Genomic DNA, 19,087 nt, shown 5'->3' on the forward strand with positions numbered 1-19,087 from the left:
CATCCTATTGCATGAAGCTCGGCCGCGGCCGGGGGTATGGCACCGCCCCACCCGCCATGACGGCAGCCTGCGTTGCGGTATCGAGCGATGCTGCAGCGATCGGCGCAGGGAAGCGAGGCTGATGCGGTGGCCGGGGGCGCGGCGGGATCACGCCCACGGCGATGCGCCCCAGATTGGTCGCCACATAGGTGCGCGCCTCTACCTTGTCGGTCAAAAAGCTTGGCTCGCCCTTGAGCCCCATGGGGAAGGACGCCTGCTGGGCCGCCGAATAGGCCTTGGCTTCCTTGCCGCAGATCATCGGGCGCATATCGACCGGCGTGGCGCTGGGGGTGTTGGCCAGGGTCAGCACGGTCTGACCGCTCGGCTGTGACGCGCCGGAAAGGCCCTTGAGCAGCAGTTCGGCGGCTCGTTCGTTGCGCTCGCGCGACGAGGACCCGCCCAGCACCACGGCCAGCATGTTCTTGCCCCCGCGCTGCACCGTGGCCACCATGTTGAGCCCCGACGCGCAGATATAGCCGGTCTTCATGCCAGTGGTGCCGGCGAACTTGACCAGCAATTCATTGTTGGATTCCAGCTGCGCCTTGCCCAGCTTCACGGAATCGGTGCCGAAAATGGGCATGTATTGCGGGAAGCTCTGCCTGATATAAAGCGAGAGGATAGCCAGATCGCGCGCCGACATCACCTGCTCGGGGTCGTGCAGGCCGTGGGGATTGCGGAAATGCGACGCCGTAAGGCCCATGCGCGCAGCCACATCGTTCATCTTGGCGACAAAACCGGCTTCACTTCCGCCAACGGTTTCGGCGATGGCCATGGCGACGTCATTGGCCGATTTGACGATCATGACATAGAGCGCGTCCTTGAGCGTCAGCGTGCTGCCGACAGGCAGGCCGGATTTGGACGGCGCCTGATTGATGGCGTGCCTGGAAAGCGTCACCGGAGTATCCAGCGTCACCGTACCCTTGGAAATTTCCTCGAAAGCCACATAGGCCGTCATCATCTTGGTCAGCGATGCCGGGTGCCAGGGCTGCCCCGCCTCCTGGGCATAGAGCACCTCGAAACTGTCCATATCGACCAGCAGCATCGGATTGGCGAGAGCGGGCACCAGGCTGGAAACAATCAGCAGGCAGGCAAGGGCTAGACGACGAAACAAGGGCACGGGAAAATCGGCTCCAGACGGGCTTGGCAGGAAACGCGCCCCTTCTAGCAGCGCTGGCCGCCGATCTCAATAAAGCCAGGTGGTGGCTGACGGCCATGTGAACCTGCTGACATGAGATGACGCAGGCAGGCGTATGGTCGCACTATTGCAAGAGGAGTTCGCATGACAACCATCGTCACCATACTGACCCACGGCTTTGCCGATTGGGAAACGGCCATGCTCAATGCCGGAGCGCGGCAATATTTTGGCCTGACGACGCTCTTTGCAACGCCCAATGGCCGACCCGTCGTGTCCGCTGCGGGCATGAAGGTCACGCCCGACCTGGCAGTGACAGACATCGAACCCAGCACGATCGATGCGCTTGTGGTCAATGGCGGCACGGCATGGAGCCAGCCCGATGCCCCTGATATTTCCGCCGTGCTGCGCGATACCAGCGGCGCCGGCAAAACCGTTGCCGGAATTTGCGACGGCACGCTGGCGCTTGCCCGCGCAGGCCTGCTGGACACAGTAGCCCATACGTCCAATTCGCGGGAGAACCTGACCCCGACCGGATACAAGGGCGCCCAGTTCTACCGCGACCAACCGGCAGCGGTTCTGGATGGCCGGATCGTCACGGCGCCGGGAACCGCGCCGGTAACCTTCATGGGCGCGGTGCTTGAAACGCTTGGGCTGCGCAATAACGAGCTGGACTATTATCTCGGCCTCTATGCAGCTGAGCATCGGGCCTAGAGCGCGTCACGTCTGATACGCCTCACGTAACGAGTGCTGGAATATCTCATGGTGACCCTTCGACAAGCTCAGGATGTCGAAGCACGAGAGCCTGCCCCGGGGTCGAGCGAGTGGAGCCTTGGTGCCACGACCTCGTCCTTCGACAGGCTCAGGATGAGGTCTACTGCGAGAACTTTATTCTCTTAGACCGGCAGCATCAGCGTCGTGTTGCGTTGCAGCTTGGCGGTCAGCTTCAGGTCTGCAGACGATAGTCCCAGACGCAGCGTGAAGCTGCCGCTTTCGACCAGCCAGTGACGCGCCTTCTCCCGGTAAAAGGCGAAGGCGCGGGCATCCAGCGTCATGGTGATCTGGCGCGCCTCGCCTGCTGTCACCTGCACCTTGCGGAACGCCTTGAGCTCCTTGGCGGGGCGCGGGTCGGAGGCTTGGTCGTCCGACACATAGAGCTGGACAACCGCGGCCCCATCGCGCGCCCCGATATTGGCGACGGTCAGGCTCACCATCACGCTGCCATTGGCTTCGAACTCGCTGTCATCCACATGCAGCTCGCTCAGTTCGAACTCGGTGTAGCCAAGCCCGAAGCCGAATGGGAACAGGGGCGCCGTGCCGGTCTTGTCGTAGTGCCGATAGCCAACGAAGACGCCTTCCTCGTAGCGCACCTTGCCATCGAGCCCGGGATAAACTTCGCGATCCTGGCTGTGAGCCGGATTGTCGCTCCAGCGCACCGGGAAAGTCTGCGGCAGGCGCCCCGAGGGTTCGGCTTCCCCGGTCAGCACGTCGGCGATGGCATTGCCCGCTTCCTGTCCCGGATACCAGGCCTCGAGCACAGCCGCGACCGAACCCAGCCATGCCATCTCGACCGGGCCACCGGTTTGCAACACGACGACAGTGTTGGGATTGGCCTGGGCGATGGCGGCGACCAGTTCATCCTGCCGCCCCGGCAGGGTGATGGAACTGAGATCGCTTCCCTCGGTGTCCCACTCGCCATTGCGGCCCACAAAGACGATCGCCGTATCGGCATTGCGGGCAAGCCGCACCGCCTCGACTATGGCATCGTCCCCCAGTGGCAGGCCGATGCCGCAGGCAAATGCCGAGATGCCCAGGTTCGAATAGGGCTTGGTGGCAAATTCGATTGCGATCTCATAGCTGCGCCCCGCTTCGAGCGGGATCGTGCCCACGACTTCGTCGCACCCTTCTTCAAAGAATGTCCGGCCCTTGACCCAATTGGTCCACGCATCGGCGAGCAATCGCCCATCGACAAACACCTTGCCGAAGCCGGCCGCATAGATGCCGACGCGATACTCGCCACTCGCCTCTGGCGTGAAGCTGCCGGTGAAGCGGGCTGAAAAATGGGAAGGATCGACCTTGCCCTCGGCTACCGATCCCACCCAGAACGCCTGCGCTTCCTCTTGCGTGGTGGTGAAAACCGGTTCGCCGCTCAGACTGTCATTGGCAAAATAATCCACCGCGAACTTTCCGTGCAACAGGGGCTCGAACCGGTGATTGGTGCAGCCCATGCCGTAGCGAAGCTGATCCTCGCCCAGAGCATCCAACAGCCCGTCCCAGGGCGAAATCCGATAGTGCGGGTTGAGCTGGGCGCTGCCACCACCCATGATCTGGGCGGTCTTCGCATTGGGTCCGATCACCGCAATAGTGCCATCGCCCCTCAGCGGCAAAACCCCGTTGTTCTTGAGCAGCACCGCCGCTTCCGCGCCGGCACGCCGGATCAGCGCCCGGTGTTCCGGACGATCATTGGCCGCCTCGACGAATGGGCGATTGTCATCGAGCGAACCCACCCGCTCCATCAGCCGCAGCATGGCGACAACGCGCTGCCGTAAAATCGCCTCGCTCACCGCACCCGAATTGACCGCCTCGATCAGCTTCTGGCCACGGTCCCGCGTTGGTCCAGGCATTTCGAGGTCGAGCCCGGCATTGACCGTCCCAGCGGTGGAATGGCTGCCGAACCAATCCGACATGACGATGCCATCATAGCCCCATTCCTGGCGCAGCAGCTTGGTCAGCAGCCAATTGTGCTCGGAGGTAAAAATGCCATTGAGCTTGTTGTAGGAGTTCATCACGCCCCACGTCCTGGCCTTTTTCACCGCCCATTCGAAGGGGATGAGATAGACCTCGCGCAGCGTCCGCTCATCGATCTCGCTGGAGATCGTGGTGCGTTCGATCTCCGATTCATTGCCCGCGAAATGCTTGACCGCGGCGCCGATCCCCTGCCCTTGCAGGCCCAGGATATATGCCACCGCCATTTCGGCCGTCAGGATCGGATCTTCCGAATAGCATTCGAAATTGCGCCCGTTCGACACCGAGCGATGGATATTGACCGTCGGCGCCAGGAGCATATGGGCGCCCTTGGATTTGACTTCATCGGCCAGTGCAGCGCCGATTTCCTGCACCAGGCCCACATTCCAGCTTGCACTCAGCGCAATCCCCACCGGAAAGCTGGCCGATTTTATCCCGCCGATGAGCGAGCCACCGCCCCGTGCTCCATTTGGCCCGTCGGTGACGCGCAGCTTGCCGATGCCGAGCCGGGGAATGGCCGGTACCGACCAGAAGTCTTCGCCAGAGAGGATCGCCACCTGCTCCTGCAGCGTCATCCGGTCGGCAAGCTGTTCGATGCGGTCGCTCATGGTGGCTCCTCCGGATTGTTGTGAACCTGATCGGTTGCGGTGCCGAACGGCAATCCAGCCAGTTCCAATTGTACCCTAGGCACAGAAAGGAACTAACACTATATTGAGGAGCAAAGACGACAAGCAGAAAGCCAACCGCCATGTCACTGCAGGACACTTCCAAATCGGCCAATTGCACCGCCATGTCCGACGTCCTCAATCGGATCGGGGACAAGTGGAGCGTCATGGTCGTGGGCATGCTGGGCCGCAATGGGACACTGCGCTTCAATGAACTCAAGCGCCTCATCAACGGCGTCAGCCAGCGCATGCTGACCCTGACCCTGCGCAATCTGGAGCGTGATGGCCTGGTGACGCGCACCATCTATCCCGAAGTGCCGCCACGCGTTGAATATGGCCTGACAGAATTGGGCAAGACCCTGCAGGGCCCGATCAGCGAATTGTGGAACTGGTCGGCGGAAAACCACGCCGCCATCATCGATGCCCGCGCCATCTACGATGCGCGCGCGGACGCGGTAGCACGCGTCGAGCCGCGCAAAGTGGTTTACGTCGGCGGCTAGCATGACGCCATGGACCCGGGCGGCGCTGGCCGAACAGCTGAAGGCATTGGGCCTCGAGCCGGGCGACGCCGTTCTGGTGCATGCGGGCCTGCGCTCCGTTGGCCTCGTTCTGGGCGGACCCGACACCCCGATCGCCGCTCTTGGCGACGTGGTGGGCTCCGACGGCACCATTCTGGGCTATTGCGACTGGCAGCTTGAGGACGAGATCCTCGATCGTCCCGAATTGCGCCCACACATCCCGCCGTTCGATCCCGTCGCGTCCCGCTCCATTCGCGACAATGGCGCCTTTCCCGAACTGCTGCGCACCACGCCCGGCGCCCGCCGCAGCGACAGCCCCGGTGCGTCCTGTGCTGCGCTGGGTGGCCGTGCCGACTGGTTCACCGCCGATCATGCGCTCGACTATGGCTATGGGCCCCAATCGCCGTTCGGCAAGCTGGTGGAAGCTGATGGCAAGACCATGCTGATCGGCGCGCCGCTCGATACCATGACGCTGTTGCACCATGCCGAGCACCTGGCCGATATCCCGGCCAAGCACATCCGCCGCTATGAAACCCCCATGGTGGTGGGCGGGAAAGCCGTCTGGCGCCGGTTCGAAGAGTTCGACACCAGCAACCCGGTCGTCCATGGGCTGGACGACGACTATTTCGAGGACATCGTCGAGGACTTCCTCGCGACCGGCCAAGGCAGACGCGGTCTTGTCGGCCACGCCCCCTCCGTGCTTGTCCACGCCCGGCCCATTGTCCGCTTTGCCGTGGACTGGCTCGAGCGGCGTTTCCCGCGTGGTGACCATCAGCAAACCGAATAGTGACGATCACCACTTGTCATCACCACCGGTGAATTAGCCGGTGCGCTTTGAGCGAGCGGGCGCTATTGATCACGGCATGACAGAGACGGCCCTTCCGACCCATCAGTTTTCCAGCCAGTTCTTCGCCGGCGCCCGCGCCTGCATTCCCGTGGTCATTTCCGTCGCCGCCTATGGCCTGGTCTGGGGCGTCCTGGCGCGCGGCGCGGGGCTTAGCGCCCTGGAGGTCATTCTGATGAGTGGCCTGGTTTTTGCCGGCTCGGCGCAGTTCGTGGCGCTTGATCTCTGGTCGCAGACCCCGGCAAGCCTGCCCATCGGCCCGCTGATTCTCGCGGCCCTTATCGTCAACCTGCGCTATCTGCTGCTGACCGCCACCCTGCGCCCGCTTTATGGCCCCCACGAGCAACTCAAGGGCGCCCTCACCATGGCGATCGTCTCGGACGAAACCTGGGCCATGACCATTGGCGAAATGAGCAAGGGGCGCGGCACTGCAGCGTTTCTGCTCGGCGGCGGCGTCTTCGCCTATGTGTGCTGGATGGCGACAACCGTTCTCGGCCATACGCTAGGTGCGATCATCGACAACCCCGTCCGTTATGGCCTCGATTTCGCCTTCACCGCGACTTTCCTCGCGCTGCTGCTCGGCATGTGGAAAGGCAAGGCCGACCTCGTGCCCTGGCTGGTTGCGGCCCTCGCCGCCATTGTGTCCGCCAAGCTGATCGAAGGAAGCTGGTACATCCTGATCGGCGGCCTGGTCGGCAGCTTTGCCGGTGCCCTGAGCGAAAGGGTACGCCATGCTGACCAGTCCTGAGGCCCTGCTTGCCATCTTCGGGATGGCGCTGGTGACATTCGCCATCAAGGCCGGCGGGCTGTTGCTGGCCACGCGCCTGCCGCGCACCGGCTTTGCCGCTGCCTGGCTCAAGCACATGCCCGGCGCCGTCATGGCCTCGCTGGTCGCGCCGGCCCTGGTCACCGGCAGCGCCGCCGAAGCCATCGCCGCAGCCGCGACGGCGCTGGTGTTTTTCGTCTCCCGCAATCTCTTCGCCGCCATGGCGGTGGGTGTGTTGACGGTTTATTTCGCACGTCTCGCTCTGGCTGCGTGATCGCTTGCAGGAATCCGCGACCTGCGCTAGAGACCTCGGCTGTGCCCCTCTGGCGGAATGGTAGACGCAGAGGACTCAAAATCCTCCGTCGCAAGACGTGCCGGTTCGAGTCCGGCGGGGGGCACCATTTTCCAGCACATTGCTGACCAGAAATGCTCGTGGACTCGAGGCGCTGGCTTGCGTCTGGACCGGGCTTCCATGCGTCCCGCGTAACAATGATCCACAGCCATGCGACACGGCATGGCGTTAACCTTGTTCGTTACCGCCGTATTAATATGGAGCATCGCATTTTGCCGGAAATTCGACCTCCTTCTTAACTAACGAGGACATCCATGAAGCGCTTCGGCATCATGCTTTCCACGACCCTGCTGCTGTCCGGCGCAGCCAGTGCTGCCGACCTGAACTGGAATAGCGGCACGAGCAGCATCTATTCGCCCACGTCCGTATCCGACTGGTCGGGATTCTACGCTGGCGTGAACGGCGGTTTCGCCTGGGGAACCCTGACGAGCGAAGACGCCGCCGGCGGCCCCGAAACCGAGAACAACTCGGACGGCTTCCAGTTCGGTGGCCAGGCTGGCTACAACATGGACATGGGTGGCTTCGTGATCGGCGCCGAAGCCGATCTGCAATGGGCTAATATCGGCTACACCGAAGACCTTCCAGGCATCGGCAGCTTTGAATCCAACATTGATTTCTATGGCACCATCCGCGGCCGCGCCGGCATGGCGTTCGGCGCCGTGATGCCTTACGTAACCGGCGGTTTCGCAGCCGGTCGCGGCACTTCCAGCGTCACCGACGCAGGCAATGTCGTCACTTCGCAGACGGCAAACCACATCGGCTGGACGGTCGGCGCAGGTCTCGAAGCCAAGGCCACGGACAACATCACCTTCAAAGCCGAATATCTCTACACCGACCTCGGCACGCAGACCTACAACGGACTGCCCGTTGGCAATACCGACGTCACCCACAACTTCAGCGTCGTCCGCGCCGGCCTCAACTACAAGTTCTAGCCAGCCGTTTCCCGCTTTCCCGTTCCCGCTTGCTTTAGGGGCGCAGAATGCTGCGCCCTTGCCCGTCGATGAGCTAGCCGCAACGCTCACGCGTCCAGGTCACTCTTGTTCAAGTGGGCCGCAGTAAATCAGTCCGGCATCGGCGATGCTGTCTGACTCGAAGAGCATGGCTTGAGCGGACTCGGCAAAGCGTAGGCTCAGCACATCGTCGGTTGGCGGGCCCTCGCTGGTGCAGCGAGCTTGGATGTCGTAGCCGCCCTGCGCTTCCGAAATGGTGGAGAATTGACAAACCGAGCCGGCCGGCGTGCGCAATTCGCGTTCGCTGAAGCGCCAGGCCATTTCTTTACAGAGAGCGGCCTCGGCGGCCCACATGCCAAGAAAGCGAAGCTCTTTCTCATCTGTTGGCAGCGACTTGCCCGATGACAAACCTTCCCCCTCGCCTCCGATCCTCGTAGCGCTGGCGGCATTGTCGCCATTGGCCATGACCGGCAAAGTGAATGGTGCCGCAATCGCGATACCTGCCGCAACCATCACGGCCCGAATGAAAAGCACCATTGCTGAACCTCTTGATTGTTCCGGCGGTCACGGCGCCCGGCTTACATCCAGTGTCCATCGGTCAATCCAGCCAGCGGTGCCGGGTTCCAGAAAGAAACGCCTGACGCGGGGGCCAACATGTGCCCGGCAGGTTAATCGAAGCCGTCGCGGCGAACCTACCAAGCTCACAGGCATTGAGTTGGCAGGAACAACCGGCGTGCCGGCGGACCACAGAGCACGAGGCGCATTGGCCAACAGTGGTCCCGCCTCGAACACGGGAAATGATAATGCCAAACGCAGCAGACATACCCGTCCACACGTTCATTGCCGAAGACATCGCCGAGGCGCCACTAAAGACCATGATGGGTGCAGGGAAGCCGTGAGCTATCGCCTGCGCGGTGAACCGGCTGCTGCCCCGGACGAAGCAGAAGTCGCGCGGCAGCTTGGCGGCGCAGAGTCCGTGTTGGCGGCCTTCCGCTTTGCGCGCGATGCCCATGGGGCGATCAGCCAGGTCCGCAAATACACTGGCGAGCCCTATATCGTTCATCCATTCGCCGTGGCGAAGCTGGTCCATTCAGTGCCGCATACCGAGGCCATGCTGGCAGCTGCGCTCTTGCACGACGTTGTCGAGGACACCCCGGTGCAACTCGGCGAAATACGGACGCGGTTCGGCGCGGAAGTGGCTGAACTCGTAGACTGGATGACCGATGTTTCGCGGCCGGAGCACGGCAATCGGACCGCGCGAAAGCATCTCGACCTGCTTCATACTGCCAAGGCCAGCCCCGGGGCCAAGACCATCAAGCTGGCTGACCTGATCGACAACACCAAGACCATCGCGGCACACGATCCCGGATTCTGGCGCCGCTTCCGCAACGAGAAAAAGGCGCTGCTCGAAGTGCTGCGGGACGGTGACGCAACCTTGTGGCGCCTGGCGGCAGAGCGCTGCTAGAGCCCGCGCCGCAAGGCCGCCGGGACTACCGTCACAAACGCCAGCAATTGCCGGTCCGGCCACGAGCATCCGCGGCACGTTGCAACTTACCCCGTACAGGCGATGTTAAGTTCCTGCCCCGAATTCACGCGCCGCTCGACAAAAAGGAATGCAAAGCAATGGAAGCAGGCATCCCCTGGTACACCGATGCCGTCATCTATGGCATCGACGTCGAGAAGTTTGCTGACGGCAATGGCGATGGCATCGGCGACTTCGTCGGGTTAGCAGAAAAAGTCCCTTATATCGCCGAACTGGGCGTCACCTGTATCTGGCTCCTGCCGTTCTTTGCCTCACCCGACCGGGACAATGGCTACGATGTGAGCGACTACTACCATATCGGAACAAGGGTCGGCACCGCGGCAGACTTTCTGGCCTTTCTGCACAAGGCCGGCGAGCATGGCATCCGGGTCATTATCGACTTGGTCGCCAATCACACATCCGACGAACATCCCTGGTTCGAGGCGGCCCGCCGGGACGAAAAGTCCCACTTCAGGGACTATTATGTCTGGAGCCCCGACCCACCGCCTGTCGAGCCCGGAACGCACTCCATCTTCCCCGGTGAGGAAACCAGCGTCTGGACCTATGATGAGGTCGCACGGGCGTACTACTTCCACAAATTCTATCATTTCCAGCCCGACCTCAATATCGCCAACCCAGCAGTCCGCGCCGAGATCGAGCGGGTCATCGACTATTGGCTGTCCTTGGGTATCAGCGGCTTCCGCATCGACGCCGCCCCCTTGGTCATAGGGCAAAATGGACTTGAACGGGCGAACCCAACCGATCCGCATGGCATATTGCGTGACCTGAGTGCCTACGTGGCACAGCGGCGCCCGGGCGGATTGCTGCTCGGCGAGGTCAACCTGCCGCCCGAAGAAATGGGCCGCTATTTCGGTGAGGGCGACCAGCTTGGCCTGCTCTTCAACTTCATGATGGCCTGCTACATTTTCGGCGCCATGGCGCGCCAGGACGCGACGCCCATCTATCAAGGACTGGGCCTGCTGCCCGAGCCGCCGACGCACTGCGGTTGGGCAAACTTCCTGCGCAACCTCGATGAACTCGATTTTTCACAGGTGCCGGAGGACTTGAAGGAGGACGTGTTCAAGGCCTTTGCGCCCGACGAGGCGATGCAGGCTTTCGGGCGGGGTGTACGCCGACGGCTGGCGCCGATGCTGGGCGGGGACCAGCGGCGGATCGAGCTGGCCCTCAGCCTGGTTATCTCGATGCGTGGGGCGCCGCTGCTGGTCTATGGCGACGAAATCGGCATGGGAGAGGATTTGAGCCAAGAGGGGCGAAGCGCCGTCCGGACGCCCATGCAATGGGATGGTGAGGCAAACGCGGGCTTTTCCAGCGCGGCCGCCGGCAAGCTCGTGCAGACACCCATCGCGAAGGGTGCGTTTTCGTACAAAAAGGTCAATGTCGCGAGGCAAAAGGGGGACCCCGCATCTCTGCTCAACCGCACCAAACGCCTAATCATGGCCCGCCGCAGCCATCAGATTTTTTCGAGGGGCCGGGCGCTGCGTCTTGAGTGCAGCGACAAGGCCGTCTTCGCTCATGGTTTCGAGGACGGAGCAGAACTGATGATCCTGCTGCACAATTTGTCCGATCGAAAGACCTCGGCGGTGGTGGACCTGGGACCATCGGCAGCCGTCTTGTCCGATTTGTTCAACGGAGACGAAATAGCCGCCGACACCGCCCTGAAGGTCGAGATCGAACCTTTCGGCTATCGCTGGCTTGGCGGACAACGGAGAATGTAGCGGTACAGGTTTGCTACTTATTGGCCGGTTCGTGCCTGCCGATTTGCTCAGGTTTGCGCAACGGGGCCGGGTTTCGATTTTCGAGCCCTTAGCCTCAGACACGCGGATAGTTGGTTTGTTGCACCTCGAGCATTTCGACCATGCGCCGGCGTGCACGTTTTGACCTGATCTGCTCGGCGGTCAATGTCAGTGGCTGAAGCTCCAGTCCATTCTGGGCCTGCACGATCAGGAAGCGGCGGCTTGCAGCCACCATGATATCTTCCGACCCGTAGACGGCCACGACCTGAAGTTCGATTTCCCGGGCATACGTCACCACCTGGACAGCATGTCGCGCCGATGCACATTCGGCCCGAACATGGTCGAACATCGCCCGCATTGTGCCCATGTCCCGGACCTTGCCGCTTTCGAGCGGACCTTGACGTGTCCAGAGATCGAGTTCGGATGGCTCTTGCCACTGGTCGGCATCGTCCGGCTCCGTCACTGGGCAGGTGATCGTCCCTGCCGGACCTTCCAATTTGGCTGTGAGGGTGTGGATGTAAATTGGCCCGGCGCTCATATTGGCGACGAGGCAGTGAGCCTGGAGCCCCTTACCACTTCCAAGATTGATCAGGATGGTCGCCTTCTTCTGGCGCTGATAGCCGGCCAGAAAGACCTGAAGATAGGTCACCCAGACGACCAGCATGCCCACATTGGCCAGCACGTTCAGCAAATCACCATGCTCGGCGATCCAATCGGTGATCCAGTTCATTGGCAAATGCTCGCCGTGAGGGTTTAGCGATGAACGTGGTGCGAGTGGCTTTGGTTGACAGTTTTTGCGCAAGGCCACCACGTTGATTGGTGGGAAGCGTGGAACCGCCACTGCCTCCAGGCCTTGTTCCCATTGGATATAACCATTCCAGCCCCAAGGTGCATGGGCCCATGTTCAAACCCTTCATCATCAATCGACCGGTTTTCTTCGGCTCGCTTCTGGTCATCGGTGCCTTTCTTGCCGTTGGAATAGTCTTTCCCAACCAGGCCGATGAGGTGTTTGGTTCCGTTCAGACCGGTATTTTGCAGAGCTTCGGCTGGTTCTACCTGCTTTGTGTCGGGATATTCCTCATCACGGTGTTGCTGCTCTGTTTCGGCCGCTATGGCCGCCTGAAGCTGGGGCCCGACGACTCCACGCCCGATTTCAAGTTTACCTCATGGATCGCCATGTTGTTCGCCGCCGGCATGGGCATCGGCTTGATGTTCTACGCGGTTGGCGAGCCCATGACCCACTTCATGGCGCCCCCCACGGCAGATCCGCGCTCGATTCAGGCGATGCGCGAAGCCATGACCGTCACCTTCTTCCATTGGGGCATCCACGCCTGGGCCATCTATGCCGTAGTTGGGCTGTCGCTGGCCTATTTCGGCTATCGCTACAATCTGCCGCTCACCATCCGCTCCGGGCTCTATCCATTGCTCAAGGAACGCATCAATGGCCCCATCGGCCACGTCGTCGATATTTTTGCGATCGTCGGCACCATGTTCGGCATTGCCACCTCGCTCGGCGTCGGCGTGTCGCAGATCAATGCGGGACTGGCCTATCTGCTCGGCGCCCCCGTCGGTCCGATCGTCCAGCTACCGCTCATCGCCGTCGTTACAGCGCTGGCCACCGCTTCAGTGGTCAGTGGTTTGGACAAGGGCGTGCGTATCCTGTCCGAAATCAATTTGGTCGTCGCAATCCTGTTGATGCTGTTTGTGCTTGTTGTCGGGCCTACCGCGCAGCTGTTCCGCGATCTGGTGCAAAATCTGGGGCTCTATCTCGACACCCTGGTGCTCCGCACTTTCAACATCTATGCCTACGAGCCCACGCCCTGGGTCGACGCCTGGACCCTGTTCTACTGGGCCTGGTGGATTTCCTGGTCGCCTTTCGTCGGCATGTTCATCGCCCGCATCTCGCGCGGTCGAACGGTGCGCGAATTCGTCACCGCGGTGCTGTTCATTCCGGCGGGTTTCACCTTCATCTGGATGACCGTATTCGGCAACACCGCCATGTTCATCGATACCGGCGTTGCGGCGGGCGACGTCGGGCAGGCCATCGCCGCCGATATTTCCACCGGGCTCTTCCATTTCTTCCAATATCTGCCCTTCAGCGGCCTCACCTCCACTCTGGCCATTATCCTGGTCGCCATCTTCTTCGTCACTTCCTCCGATTCGGGCTCGCTGGTGGTCGATTCCATTGCCGCGGGCGGGGAATCCGAGACGACGACCGGGCAGCGCGTCTTCTGGTGCGTGATGGAGGGCGTGGTCGCGGCATCCCTCCTGCTCGCCGGAGGTCTGCCTGCGCTGCAATCGGCGACTATTGCCAGCGCCCTGCCCTTCGCCATCGTCATGCTGGGCCTGGTCTGGTCGCTGTATCTGGGCATGCGTTCGGACCTTGCCCAACAATATGCGCGCCCAGCCGCACCAGCGCCTGTTGCTCCCGCGCAGGCAGCCGGGCTGACCTGGCAACGCCGGCTGGCCCTGATGATGCGCGCGCCTACCAAGGAGGAAGTGGAGGCCTTCATCGCCGAGGACGTCCGTCCCGCGCTCCAACAGGTGGCCCGGGAACTCACCGATCGTGGACGGCCCGCCAATATCGAGACAGATGAGGCCGGCAGCATCGCCCTGCGATCGCCCGCCGAAAACCAGCGGGATTTTGTCTATGGCGTCAGTCTTGCGTCACTGCCCATCCCCAATTTCGCGCCACTCGCCACGCGTCGGCCGGAACAGCGCTACGAAGCGCGCACCTATTTCTCGAGCGGCGGCCGCGGCTATGACATCATGGGGCTCAATCGCGATCAGCTCATCGCCGACGTCCTGGTGCAGTTCGAGCGCTATCTCCATCTCACCCAATCCCCGGCCTCGCAGTTGCTCCACGCTGCGCCGGAGCACACCTCGAGCGAATAACAGCCAGCGTGAAGCCTTGTCTGTGAAGCCCAGCAATGCCAGCTTGCGCCAGCAACAGGGAGAAAGAGCCATGGCTGCACTGGGAACCGTCCGCACCGGAACGGCGGGTTGGGTGTTCGAGCCCTGGCGCGGGACGTTTTTCCCCGAGGGCCTGGTGCAGAAAAAAGAGCTGGCCTATGCCAGCTCGCTCCTGGGCAGCATCGAGATCAACGCCACCTTCCGCGCCAACCAGAAGCCGGACAGCTTCCGCAAATGGGCCGGCGAAACACCAGAGGGCTTCGTGTTCTCGATCAAGGGGCCGCAACTGGTCACCCACATCAAGCGGCTCAAGAACTGCGAGATCGAGCTCGCCAATTTCTTTGCCTCAGGCGTGCTGGCACTGGGCGCCAAGCTCGGCCCTTTCGTCTGGCAATTGCCGCCGAATTTAAGCTTTGACGCGGCGGTGCTCGAGAACTTCCTTGCCCTGCTGCCGCGTACACCAGAGCAATGCGTGGAGCTGGCAAAAAAATCCGACGCGCGGCTCAAGTCCGAGCCTTACCTCGGAACGGACGGCGTGGCTCCCCTTCGCCACGCCATCGAAATGCGCAATGCGAGCTTCGATGTCCCCGAAGTTAACGCGCTGCTGGAGCGCTACAATGTTGCCCGCGTGATTGCCGACACGCCTGACAACCCGGGCCGCACGCTGACGGCGGTCTTCGCCTATTGCCGCCTGCAAGGTCCGGTACACGGCAATGGGCAAGGCTATGGGGTAGAGGATATCGCGGACTGGGCAGCTACCTGCAAATCCTGGGCCGATGCCGGTAAGGACGTCTTCGCCTATTTCGTCCATGAGGATAAGCTGCACGCCCCGGCCAACGCCATCGCCTTGCGCAAGGCGCTGGGCATCAGCTACCCCGCTGACTGATCAAAACCCTGTTTGCCGGCTGGAGTTTGCATCCAGCGCGGTCTATCCAGCCTCAACTGCGTCACTTGAAAGATCACCGATGGCCGCCACGGTTTCCCGCCCGCTCGACAAGATTGCAGCAGGCCTCGCTTTTCTGCTTGGCCTTGTCACGATAGCCGCAGCCTGGGGCACGCAGGTGATCGGAGGCCTGGTGCCGTGCGAACTCTGCCTCGAGCAACGCCTCTCCTATTACTACGGCCTGCCATTGTTGCTGCTGGTGCTGGCTCTGTGGAACCGCCTGCCGCTGACGGTGTGGTACGTCGCCATGGCAATCGTCGCCACGATCTTCGCCTGGGGCACCTATATGGGCGCCTTCCATGCCGGGGTCGAATGGGGCTTCTGGCCCGGCCCGACCGCCTGCACCGGGATCGGCGAAGCGATGGACTTCAATTCGCTCAACAGCATGACCCCGGTCATCGGCTGCGATGTCGTGCAATTCCGCTTTCTGGGCATTTCGCTCGCGGGCTACAATGCCTTGATCTCGCTGGCCATTGTCGGACTGCTGCTGGTGTCGATAGCGGCGCAGATGCGCCACAATCGGGTACGCTGAACTAGCCGTATGGTTGCGGCACCGTACGTCAGACGGGCCCGGCACTCCAGTAGACCTCATGGTGAGCTTGTCGAACCACGAGGTCGTGGCACCATGGCTCCACTCGCTCGACCCCATGGTTCGACAAGCTCACCATGAGGTCTCTTCTTGTGCCGGGTGAATATCCACAGCCCTACGGCTCCAGCTCGATATCCCAGTACAGATAGTCCAACCAGCTCCGGTGCAAATGGTTGGGCGGGAAGGCCCGGCCATTATTGTGCAAATCATGCACCGTGGGATGATAAGGCGCCTGGTGCGGGAACATCTTGATCTCGCTCGGCATCCGGTTGGCCTTGCGCAGATTGCAGGGCGCGCAGGCGGCCACCACATTTTCCCAGGTAGTCAGCCCGCCTTTAGAGCGGGGGATCACATGATCGAACGTCAACTCGTCCTTGGAGCCGCAATATTGGCACTGGAAGCGGTCGCGCAGGAAGACGTTGAAGCGCGTGAACGCCGGATGGCGGGCGGGCTTGACGTAGTCCTTGAGCGAGACAACGCTCGGCAGTTGCATGTGGAAGCTGGGCGAGCGGATGATCGTATCGTAATTGCTGACAATATTGACCCGGTCCAGGCACACGGCCTTGATCGCGTCCTGCCAGGACCAGAGCGATAACGGGTAATAGCTGAGCGGCCTGAAATCGGCATTCAGCACAAGCGCGGGACAGGCCTCAGGCGACACATGGATGGTCACGTCAGGCTCCCGGAACGGGAATCGTGTAAGTCCATAGCTCCGATATAATATGCCGTTTGTGTCACGGCTGTGAAGCAGGATTCACACTATTTCTGAGCAACGCGTGCGATGAAATCGCTGGCGAACGCCAGACCGTCCGGCGCGATGCCATGCGCCACCCCGCGGCTGACGTGATAGCTCACGTCATAGCCGGCCAGGCGCAGCGCCGTATCGGCATCGGCGCTGTGCTCGGGATCGACCACTTCGTCCATGTCGCCATGCACGAGGCACACCGGCGGCTTGGCAAATGCGGCCGAGCCAAATCCCTCCGGCGGCAGAAACGCCCCCGAAAACGCAACGATGCCCATCAATCGCTTCGGCAGGGACAATCCCACGTGCAATGCCATCATGGCGCCCTGGCTGAAGCCGGCAAGAATGGTTTGCTCGGGCAGAATGCCTGTCTGGCTCCAGAGATCATCCAGAAACTCCACCAGCACGGGTCTTGCGCGCAAAACCCCGGTCTGCCGCTTGGCAAGGCGATCGCCATCGAAGCTGATATCGAACCACTGGAAACCATACGCGAGCTGGCCGCACATCTCGGGCCCGTTGGGCGAAACGAACATCGCGTCAGGCAGGACAGGCTGCCAGTGCGGCGCCAGCCCGATCAGATCATTCCCATCGCTGCCATAGCCATGCAGCAGCACGACGGCCTGCCTCGCGGCATTGCCGGAAGCTGGCTGCAGCATGGGTCCGGAAAGCTTGGTCACAACAATATCCCTTCTCGGTCCCGCATGACCGCGAAATACCGCCAGAACAACAGGGCGGCGGCGGAACGATGCGGGGTCCAGCCAGCGGCAATGCCGATCATTTCCTTGATGGTCGGGCGCGCGTCAAGCCCAAGCCCATGATGCACCGCCTTGAGCAGCGCCAGATCGCCGGCCGGGAAAACATCCGGGTGGCCGGCGCAGAACATCAGGTAGACCTCCGCCGTCCAGGGCCCGATCCCCTTATGCGCAACGAGATAAGCCACGGCATCGTCTGCCGGTAGCGTTTCGAGGTGATCGAAATCGAGATCACCGGCAACCATTGCCTCGGCTATCACGCGAACGGTCCGGAACTTGCCGGCCGAGAATCCCGTGGCCCGCACCGCTTCCTCGCTCAGCGTTAGATAGCTCTGCGGGTCCAGCGCCCCGGGCAGAGCTTCGAAGCGCTTCCAGATCGCCGCAGCACTGGCGACCGACAATTGCTGGCCGCAGATGACCTTGGCAATGCCGGGGAAGCCCGGCTCGGTGATGCGCGGTTGAACTACGCCCGCCACATTGCGAACGCCCTGCAGACGCGGATCGATCTGAACCAATTGGTCCAAATGGCAGCCGACGGTTTCGGCGCTATCCAGACGCGGTGACGAAGCATCGACACTCATGTAAAACGAACCCGTGCCGCAAACATCATCCAAACCCATCCTTCGTTTTGCCCCCAGCCCCAATGGGCTCCTGCATATAGGCCACGCCTTTTCGGCCCTTTACACCTGGAACGCCGCCGCCGCATTAGGGGGCACGGCGCTGCTTCGGATCGAAGACACCGATCCGGAACGCAGTAAACCCGAATTTGTCACCGCGATCATCGAGGATCTGCACTGGCTGGGGCTCCATTGGCCAGAGCCCGTCATGCAGCAATCCACGCGGTTCGACATTTATGCCGCAGCCGGCAACGACTTGCGCGACCAGCACCTGCTTTACCCGTGTTTCTGTTCACGCTCGGCAATCGCTGCCGCATCGACACAGACCGACCCTGACGGAGCTCCGCTCTATCCCGGCACCTGCAAGCATCTGAACCGCGGTGAACAGATCGAACGGCTCAAGCGCGGCGATCCGGTGCAGTTCAGGCTCGATACCACTGCGGCGCTGTCCCGCGTGGGCATGCTGACCTTCACCGTGGTCGGGCCGCTGGTCACCGACCGGCCGCAGATCCGTCATGCGAGGCCGGAGCGCTGGGGTGACGTGGTGCTGCAGCGCAAGGGCACGCCCACCAGCTATCATCTGTCCTGCGTGGTGGACGATGCGGCGCAGGGAATAACCCATGTGACGCGCGGCCGCGACATGGAACCAGCAACCGACCTGCATGTGCTCCTCCAGATGTTGCTGGGCCTGCCATCGCCGATCTACCATTTCCACAAGCTGATCCTGGATGATGCGGGCCGGAAACTCGCAAAGTCCCGCGGTTCGGAAAATCTTGCCAGCCTCCGGGCGAAGGGCTGGACGCCCAAGGATGTACGGCAAGCGGTGGGATTGTAGGGCTGGTGGATGGTCGGATCGATCAATTTTACGGCGTCATTCCGGCGAAAGCGGGAATCTCACTTCCCTTCGGCACAAAGGTGGGATTCCCTCGACTCACGCCACAAGTGCAACACCTGCTATGGTGTTGGTGCGATGGGAACTTTGTATGAGCAGTTGAGCCTGCGGGAGGGGGTTGAGATCGACATTGGGCGGCGCAAGGGGCTCTCGATGCAGGCGATCGGCCAGATGCTGGGGCGTTCGGCCTCAACCATCAGCCGTGAGTTGGGGCGCAATGGCAGGCCCACCAGGCATTGGCGCGGGAGCTATGATGGCGAGCGGGCGGATGGTCTGGCGGCGCGGCGCCGGCGCTGGGATGCCCGCCACAAGTTGGCGCGCCAGCCGGCGCTGGCCATAACGGTCAGGGATT

Annotated in this window: 20 protein-coding genes and 1 tRNA gene; 14 read left to right on the forward strand and 7 right to left on the reverse strand. The window is 61.9% G+C overall.

Annotation, left to right across the window (positions count from 1 at the left end):
* Window positions 1-4 precede the first annotated feature (4 nt).
* Window positions 5-1,156 (reverse strand): D-alanyl-D-alanine carboxypeptidase family protein, encoded by a 1,152-nt coding sequence (locus C8264_RS20680; RefSeq protein ID WP_162783817.1) that lies wholly within the window; start codon window positions 1,154-1,156, stop codon window positions 5-7.
* A 162-nt stretch (window positions 1,157-1,318) separates the two neighbouring features.
* Here C8264_RS20680 and C8264_RS20685 point away from each other — a divergent pair, with 162 nt between their 5' ends.
* Window positions 1,319-1,885 (forward strand): DJ-1/PfpI family protein, encoded by a 567-nt coding sequence (locus C8264_RS20685; protein WP_108462878.1) that lies wholly within the window; start codon window positions 1,319-1,321, stop codon window positions 1,883-1,885.
* Window positions 1,886-2,067: 182 nt separating this feature from the next.
* Here C8264_RS20685 and C8264_RS20690 read toward each other — a convergent pair whose 3' ends face one another.
* On the reverse strand, window positions 2,068-4,524 hold the full coding sequence (locus C8264_RS20690; RefSeq protein ID WP_108462879.1) for a beta-glucosidase: 2,457 nt from the start codon (window positions 4,522-4,524) through the stop codon (window positions 2,068-2,070).
* Between the two features lie 140 nt (window positions 4,525-4,664).
* On the opposite strand from C8264_RS20690, the gene C8264_RS20695 reads away from it, so the two are divergent.
* The 6 genes from C8264_RS20695 (at window position 4,665) to C8264_RS20720 (ending at window position 7,993) form a co-directional block, all read left to right on the forward strand.
* Window positions 4,665-5,081: a winged helix-turn-helix transcriptional regulator gene (locus tag C8264_RS20695; RefSeq protein ID WP_108462880.1), complete on the forward strand. Its 417-nt coding sequence runs from the start codon at window positions 4,665-4,667 to the stop codon at window positions 5,079-5,081.
* Between the two features lies 1 nt (window position 5,082).
* The gene (gene aac(3), locus C8264_RS20700; protein WP_108462881.1) at window positions 5,083-5,886 is read left to right on the forward strand and encodes an aminoglycoside 3-N-acetyltransferase; all 804 of its coding nucleotides are present in this window, start codon (window positions 5,083-5,085) and stop codon (window positions 5,884-5,886) included.
* Between the two features lie 76 nt (window positions 5,887-5,962).
* Complete coding sequence (locus tag C8264_RS20705) at window positions 5,963-6,691, forward strand: AzlC family ABC transporter permease (protein WP_108462882.1); 729 nt, start codon at window positions 5,963-5,965, stop codon at window positions 6,689-6,691.
* A complete protein-coding gene (locus tag C8264_RS20710) occupies window positions 6,675-6,983 on the forward strand; it encodes an AzlD family protein (protein WP_108462894.1) in 309 nt (102 codons plus the stop codon). Before C8264_RS20705 ends, C8264_RS20710 begins: the two co-directional genes overlap by 17 nt.
* A 43-nt stretch (window positions 6,984-7,026) precedes the next feature.
* Window positions 7,027-7,110, forward strand: a tRNA-Leu gene (locus C8264_RS20715).
* Between the two features lie 205 nt (window positions 7,111-7,315).
* Window positions 7,316-7,993 carry an outer membrane protein gene (locus C8264_RS20720; RefSeq protein WP_108462883.1) on the forward strand — a complete coding sequence of 226 codons (678 nt, stop codon included), beginning with the start codon at window positions 7,316-7,318 and terminating at the stop codon, window positions 7,991-7,993.
* A gap of 99 nt (window positions 7,994-8,092) precedes the next feature.
* On the opposite strand, the gene C8264_RS20725 is transcribed toward C8264_RS20720, so the two are convergent.
* Window positions 8,093-8,548 (reverse strand): hypothetical protein, encoded by a 456-nt coding sequence (locus C8264_RS20725; RefSeq protein WP_162783818.1) that lies wholly within the window; start codon window positions 8,546-8,548, stop codon window positions 8,093-8,095.
* A gap of 358 nt (window positions 8,549-8,906) precedes the next feature.
* On the opposite strand from C8264_RS20725, the gene C8264_RS22415 reads away from it, so the two are divergent.
* On the forward strand, window positions 8,907-9,476 hold the full coding sequence (locus C8264_RS22415) for an HD domain-containing protein (protein ID WP_205245746.1): 570 nt from the start codon (window positions 8,907-8,909) through the stop codon (window positions 9,474-9,476).
* A 158-nt stretch (window positions 9,477-9,634) separates the two neighbouring features.
* The gene (locus C8264_RS20735) at window positions 9,635-11,269 is read left to right on the forward strand and encodes an alpha-amylase family protein (RefSeq protein ID WP_108462885.1); all 1,635 of its coding nucleotides are present in this window, start codon (window positions 9,635-9,637) and stop codon (window positions 11,267-11,269) included.
* A gap of 94 nt (window positions 11,270-11,363) precedes the next feature.
* Here the strand turns inward: C8264_RS20735 and C8264_RS20740 are convergent, their stop codons facing one another.
* Entirely contained in the window at window positions 11,364-12,128 is a 765-nt protein-coding gene (locus C8264_RS20740; RefSeq protein ID WP_162783819.1) for a hypothetical protein, read from the reverse strand.
* 59 nt (window positions 12,129-12,187) lie between these two features.
* Between C8264_RS20740 and C8264_RS20745 the strand changes: the two genes are divergently transcribed.
* The 3 genes from C8264_RS20745 (at window position 12,188) to C8264_RS20755 (ending at window position 15,675) form a co-directional block, all read left to right on the forward strand.
* Window positions 12,188-14,182 carry a BCCT family transporter gene (locus C8264_RS20745; RefSeq protein ID WP_108462887.1) on the forward strand — a complete coding sequence of 665 codons (1,995 nt, stop codon included), beginning with the start codon at window positions 12,188-12,190 and terminating at the stop codon, window positions 14,180-14,182.
* 70 nt (window positions 14,183-14,252) lie between these two features.
* Window positions 14,253-15,086, forward strand: a complete 834-nt coding sequence (locus C8264_RS20750) for a DUF72 domain-containing protein (RefSeq protein ID WP_108462888.1) — start codon at window positions 14,253-14,255, stop codon at window positions 15,084-15,086.
* 79 nt (window positions 15,087-15,165) lie between these two features.
* Window positions 15,166-15,675, forward strand: coding sequence for a disulfide bond formation protein B (locus C8264_RS20755; protein WP_108462889.1), 510 nt, complete (start codon window positions 15,166-15,168; stop codon window positions 15,673-15,675).
* Between the two features lie 172 nt (window positions 15,676-15,847).
* Here C8264_RS20755 and C8264_RS20760 read toward each other — a convergent pair whose 3' ends face one another.
* The 3 genes from C8264_RS20760 to C8264_RS20770 form a co-directional block, all read right to left on the reverse strand.
* On the reverse strand, window positions 15,848-16,405 hold the full coding sequence (locus tag C8264_RS20760; RefSeq protein WP_108462890.1) for an HNH endonuclease: 558 nt from the start codon (window positions 16,403-16,405) through the stop codon (window positions 15,848-15,850).
* A gap of 86 nt (window positions 16,406-16,491) precedes the next feature.
* Window positions 16,492-17,151 (reverse strand): alpha/beta hydrolase, encoded by a 660-nt coding sequence (locus C8264_RS20765; protein ID WP_108462891.1) that lies wholly within the window; start codon window positions 17,149-17,151, stop codon window positions 16,492-16,494.
* Complete coding sequence (locus C8264_RS20770) at window positions 17,148-17,807, reverse strand: DNA-3-methyladenine glycosylase family protein (RefSeq protein WP_108462892.1); 660 nt, start codon at window positions 17,805-17,807, stop codon at window positions 17,148-17,150. Before C8264_RS20770 ends, C8264_RS20765 begins: the two co-directional genes overlap by 4 nt.
* A 13-nt stretch (window positions 17,808-17,820) precedes the next feature.
* On the opposite strand from C8264_RS20770, the gene gluQRS reads away from it, so the two are divergent.
* Both gluQRS and C8264_RS20780 read left to right on the forward strand, forming a co-directional pair.
* A complete protein-coding gene (gluQRS, locus tag C8264_RS20775) occupies window positions 17,821-18,678 on the forward strand; it encodes a tRNA glutamyl-Q(34) synthetase GluQRS (protein WP_245893424.1) in 858 nt (285 codons plus the stop codon).
* Window positions 18,679-18,813: 135 nt separating this feature from the next.
* On the forward strand, window positions 18,814-19,087 hold a 274-nt coding region (locus C8264_RS20780), incomplete at its 3' end, for a helix-turn-helix domain-containing protein (protein WP_162783794.1).

The organism is Devosia naphthalenivorans (assembly GCF_003056355.1).
Lineage (GTDB): Bacteria > Pseudomonadota > Alphaproteobacteria > Rhizobiales > Devosiaceae > Devosia > Devosia naphthalenivorans.

Excerpts from the sequence above, each read along its gene's own strand:
- C8264_RS20685 (WP_108462878.1), top strand. The coding sequence starts at position 1,319 with ATGACAACCATCGTCACCATACTGACCCACGGCTTTGCCGATTGGGAA.
- C8264_RS20690 (WP_108462879.1), bottom strand. The coding sequence starts at position 4,524 with ATGAGCGACCGCATCGAACAGCTTGCCGACCGGATGACGCTGCAGGAG.
- C8264_RS20695 (WP_108462880.1), top strand. The coding sequence starts at position 4,665 with ATGTCACTGCAGGACACTTCCAAATCGGCCAATTGCACCGCCATGTCC.
- C8264_RS20705 (WP_108462882.1), top strand. The coding sequence starts at position 5,963 with ATGACAGAGACGGCCCTTCCGACCCATCAGTTTTCCAGCCAGTTCTTC.
- C8264_RS20710 (WP_108462894.1), top strand. The coding sequence starts at position 6,675 with ATGCTGACCAGTCCTGAGGCCCTGCTTGCCATCTTCGGGATGGCGCTG.
- C8264_RS20720 (WP_108462883.1), top strand. The coding sequence starts at position 7,316 with ATGAAGCGCTTCGGCATCATGCTTTCCACGACCCTGCTGCTGTCCGGC.
- C8264_RS20725 (WP_162783818.1), bottom strand. The coding sequence starts at position 8,548 with ATGGTGCTTTTCATTCGGGCCGTGATGGTTGCGGCAGGTATCGCGATT.
- C8264_RS20735 (WP_108462885.1), top strand. The coding sequence starts at position 9,635 with ATGGAAGCAGGCATCCCCTGGTACACCGATGCCGTCATCTATGGCATC.
- C8264_RS20745 (WP_108462887.1), top strand. The coding sequence starts at position 12,188 with ATGTTCAAACCCTTCATCATCAATCGACCGGTTTTCTTCGGCTCGCTT.
- C8264_RS20750 (WP_108462888.1), top strand. The coding sequence starts at position 14,253 with ATGGCTGCACTGGGAACCGTCCGCACCGGAACGGCGGGTTGGGTGTTC.
- C8264_RS20755 (WP_108462889.1), top strand. The coding sequence starts at position 15,166 with ATGGCCGCCACGGTTTCCCGCCCGCTCGACAAGATTGCAGCAGGCCTC.
- C8264_RS20770 (WP_108462892.1), bottom strand. The coding sequence starts at position 17,807 with ATGAGTGTCGATGCTTCGTCACCGCGTCTGGATAGCGCCGAAACCGTC.